Origin of the sequence: Breznakia blatticola, assembly GCF_004365815.1 — a bacterium.
In the GTDB taxonomy this organism is placed as follows: Bacteria; Bacillota_I; Bacilli_A; order Erysipelotrichales; family Erysipelotrichaceae; genus Breznakia; species Breznakia blatticola.
This window is the reverse complement of record NZ_SODD01000075.1, coordinates 1-4188: the sequence shown is the minus strand read 5'-3', so window position 1 is coordinate 4188 and position 4188 is coordinate 1. Positions and strand designations below refer to the sequence as shown.

The 4188-nt window shown below is 31.2% G+C and carries 5 protein-coding genes; all 5 read left to right on the top strand.

All coding sequences use genetic code 11. The annotated features are described in order from the left end of the window. The coding region (locus tag EDD63_RS11300) for a pre-toxin TG domain-containing protein (protein WP_134171419.1) at window positions 1–2037 on the top strand (2037 nt) is incomplete at its 5' end. Window positions 2038–2052: 15 nt separating this feature from the next. Beyond that, the gene (locus EDD63_RS11295) at window positions 2053–2481 is read left to right on the top strand and encodes an SMI1/KNR4 family protein (RefSeq protein ID WP_134171418.1); all 429 of its coding nucleotides are present in this window, start codon (window positions 2053–2055) and stop codon (window positions 2479–2481) included. An 83-nt stretch (window positions 2482–2564) separates the two neighbouring features. After that, on the top strand, window positions 2565–2807 hold the full coding sequence (locus EDD63_RS11290) for a hypothetical protein (protein ID WP_134171417.1): 243 nt from the start codon (window positions 2565–2567) through the stop codon (window positions 2805–2807). A 113-nt stretch (window positions 2808–2920) separates the two neighbouring features. Further along, entirely contained in the window at window positions 2921–3382 is a 462-nt protein-coding gene (locus EDD63_RS11285; RefSeq protein ID WP_134171416.1) for a hypothetical protein, read from the top strand. Between the two features lie 442 nt (window positions 3383–3824). Next, window positions 3825–3950, top strand: a complete 126-nt coding sequence (locus EDD63_RS11740) for a hypothetical protein (protein ID WP_279586088.1) — start codon at window positions 3825–3827, stop codon at window positions 3948–3950. Window positions 3951–4188: the final 238 nt, after the last annotated feature.

Here is a 4188-nt window from a genome sequence, read left to right as displayed (position 1 = left end):
TGGGAAAACAGAGTAAATGAGGAAAACACAGTTTCTATCAATTGGTCCAATCTACAAAAAGCAAATGAGTATATTCAAAAAGCAAAAACAATTGCAAAAGAATCCGGATATTCTATTCAAGCAGGTGATAAAACAAGTACACTAGAAAGTTTGAGAAAACGATACCAAAAACAAACAAACTACAGTAGTACACGTACTGGAATTCATTCGTTGTTAGAAGATGTAGATGATGACTTTTGCGATGATATTAAAGTAAAACTAGAAGATATCTCATTGATTGATATTATGAAACTAAAAACGGAAAATATAAGTATTAATCAAGATGATATTGTTGTTATACAAGATCCAAATACATATCAAGGATATACGACAAAAAAAGTAAGAAAAGTAGAAGTAACCTATGAAGATATTGTCAAAAGGAAAACGATCATCGACTTAACTGATGACTTTAACAAATACATAAAGGGTATAGATGATGGTATAATAGAAGCAGATAAAATATCTGAAGATGAATACATGAATGCAGTACTAGGATCAAAGTTTGCTCATGATATGGAAGCGGATGATTTTATATCTGGATTAAGCTTTGTCTTAGATTGTATACCTGTCGTAGGTGGTATAAAAAATATTGCAGAAGCATGTTCTGGAACAACAATGACAGGAGAAAAACTATCCGATGATGAAAGAGTCATGTTGGGAGTTGGAGGACTTTTATCAATTGGAATTGATATAGCTACTTTCGGTTCACTAAGTGGAGCTACAACAGCAGCAAAAGTAGGAAGTTTCACAATCAAAGTAGGAATAGAAACAGGACAAGCAATGGTGATAGGTCTAGGTAGTCAATACCTGATGGAAAATGGATGTAATCCACTATTGGCATTTGCAATAATGGCAGGAGCAACTGTAGCAGGTGGAGCAGCATTTAGTAAAGTAACCGCAAAACCATCTATCAAACTTGATTTTGACACTCTAGGAAGTAAAGGAATTAATAATGTAGATGAACTAGCAAAACATGGAATCACAAGTATGGATGACCTTGCTAAGCTAGGTGTAAAGAATAGTGATGATCTAGCTAAACTAGGAATTAAAAATGCAGATGACTTAGCAAAATTCGGAGTAAATAGTTTAGAAGATTTAAAACATATTGGTTTGGGTGATTTAGCAACCTATAAAAGTATTGATGATATCTTTGATAGTAAGAAAAGTTTCATGGATATGATGGATGCAACAGAGGCAGCAAGATATGAAAAATATCTCAGTTCTAAATTAACAGATGGATTGCCACCAAACATGGATATGGATGACTATTTACGATATCAAAAAGCATTAAATAAACTAGATGAAATAAGTGCATACAACAAAGTAAATGGAAATGCGATTCTTGATATAAGAAGAGAAGCAGATAATTTACTAAAATATGGAGTAAAAAACTCAAGTGATTTAGGAAAGTTAGGAATCACAAGTATAGATGACTTAACAAAACTAGGAATTAAAAACACAGATGATTTACTAAGGTTGGGAGTCAAGAATATCGATGACCTTAAACAGGTAGGTATTAAGGGATTAGATGAAGTCAATTCACTAGATAATGTATTTAAGGGATCAGGATATAAAAGTTTTGATCAAAATCAATTTGATGATTATATTAAAGAAGTAGAAAATTTCACTGGAACAAAACTTACACAAGGGCAGCTTGATGAACTAACAAATGCTCTGAAAAATAGTGATTATGGAAAGCTAGATGCAGATAGTTTAGTTAATGCCAGAAAAGATTTTAAAAAATCAAAAAATAACTTAATTTCAGAATGGGAAATAAATACAGGACAAAAATGGCCTACTTATACTGAGGATGTTGTTTCACCAACGACAGGAAAAGTACTAAGAAAAGCAGGAGATAAGTATGACGCTCATCATATAATCGAACTTTCAAATGGTGGGGATAATTCTTGGTGGAACCTGCATCCTGCTAAGTTTCCGAATGAGCATCAAGGTGGAATACATGGGACTGGATCAAAAGCAAATGATTTATTTAAATAGAATGGAGAGATGAAAATGAAACTATATACTGTAGATAAAGCTTCAGCTGAATTTTATCCTGTGAGCAATGATGAAATAAAGGATTTAGAGAATGTATTAAATATCACCATTCCAAATGAATTAAAAAAATTCTATACGCAATTTGGCTATGGTTTTTTAGGAAGCAAGGATGGGTATCCAAATCGTATAATGGATACCTATTCGATTCGTGACTTTAGATTACAACAAAATGACTATGAATTTTTTGAGGATATTGATTTATATAAAAAATATGAGGATGGAAAATTAGTCTTTTTTGAACAAGATGAATCTGCGATGCTCTCAATTGAACTAGGCGACAAAGCAGAATCTAAAATCTACTATTATGACACTGTAGTTGCAAATTCATTACAGGAATTTTTACAAAAAATGGAGGATGATGAATTATACTTTACGAAACTATAATTCATAAAATTCTAGTATATGAAATGAAAAATGATGCAAAAAAGAATTAAGAGACTTTTGCCTCTTTTTCTAGTGTGCCAAGCATGGAGCATAACAATTCAATAAAGAACATAAACAATATCATTGATTCTTTGAGATTAGACTGCCCAAATACAGATTTCACGCAAACTAAATCATATGCATATATAGATTTTACTACTGAAGATGTTAGTAATATAGTGACACCATATGGGCCAGAGTATGGAGGAAGTAACATAAGTGATCCACCATTCACTGGAACTGGATTTACTGGAAGTGAAAATGGAACAATTGTTCCCGAATGGTAAGCAATAGGTGATGGAATAGAACCAAACATTGGCTCAACAATACATGAAGTAATTGAAGGTAAAGATATGATTGTTGCGGTTTATGATTTGAACCCGATTACTAAGAAGAAGGGATGGATAGATTTAAGATGAAGTATAAATATAAACAAGCAGATAGTTATGTGACTTTTATTCCAACAAGTGAAGAGTTTAATTTAATAGGGACTATTAAAGGTAGAATGATAGTCGCTTTCGATTCCAATTATTTAAAATATGGATTCAAAGAGACAAAAAACTTTAGAGGTGATATATACTTTATGTATTTAATCGATTCACCAAGTAAACTCGAAAATCTCACAAATGCATACAAATTATATTATATGGCAAAATATAAAGGATCTCTTTTTCATGCAGGTATATCAACATATCCTGAAGTAGTGATATTTGCAACAACCTATAATAAACCTGAAATTGAAGGTTTTAGAAATTTATCTAGAGGAGAGTGGGTAAAAGAAGTTGATGCCTCTGAGGTTGAAATAATACCGATAAAAGAAGAAATAGATCTTTCTAAATATCTACCACAAGAAGATAAATAACAATAATGACAAACGAAGAATGCATCTAAGTAAGTTCAATCGAACCGTTATAGATGCATTTTTCTATGGAATGATAGTAAGAGTAAAATAATTAGTATTATTGGTTCAAGACACACTACCATTCGACGAGAATTGAAAAGATAGAACCTTGACTAGTAAACAGCAACTAATAAATCAAGCACCAAAAGCAACTATATATGGGTACATAAATTCAAGATACTTTACAGCTACTAGAAGAAGATAAATAGTATTACAATCAAAAGAAAATGCATCTAAGAGAGTTCAATTGTAGCTTCGTTAGATGTATTTTCTGTAGAATGCTATAATTAATAAAAGATTACTTATTGAACAAAGTGTAATGGAGAAATTACAACATATAGTAAAGCAAAAAAACTTCTTCGATTAATTGATATAAGAAAAGAATCAAATGACTGACTAAAATATGGAGTTAAAAAACTCAAGTGATTTTGGAAAGTTAGGAATCACAAGTATAGATGACTTAACAAAACTAGGAATCAAAAACACAGATGATTTACTAAGCTTAGGAGCTAATAATTGGACAAAATGATTGGTACATTCAAAATTAGGACCAATTCCAGATGTAATTAGACTTGAAATGTTGGAGTTAGAAAGTAGAGCAAAAGAAGCATTAATTAATGCAATTCGAGAAAGGCTGAAATAGTAAATGAAAGAATTTTCTAAAATAATTAATAGGCTTAATTCAACCGATGCGCACCTAACTTAGATTGTTACATGTATGATGATACATTGAAATGTAAGATTACCATATAAAAATAAGGAAGGTA

What these genes read in the sequence shown, in the direction of transcription:
- EDD63_RS11740 (WP_279586088.1), top strand. Translation starts at nt 3,825, where the DNA reads ATGGAGTTAAAAAACTCAAGTGATTTTGGAAAGTTAGGAATCACAAGT.
- EDD63_RS11295 (WP_134171418.1), top strand. Translation starts at nt 2,053, where the DNA reads ATGAAACTATATACTGTAGATAAAGCTTCAGCTGAATTTTATCCTGTG.
- EDD63_RS11290 (WP_134171417.1), top strand. Translation starts at nt 2,565, where the DNA reads ATGGAGCATAACAATTCAATAAAGAACATAAACAATATCATTGATTCT.
- EDD63_RS11285 (WP_134171416.1), top strand. Translation starts at nt 2,921, where the DNA reads ATGGATAGATTTAAGATGAAGTATAAATATAAACAAGCAGATAGTTAT.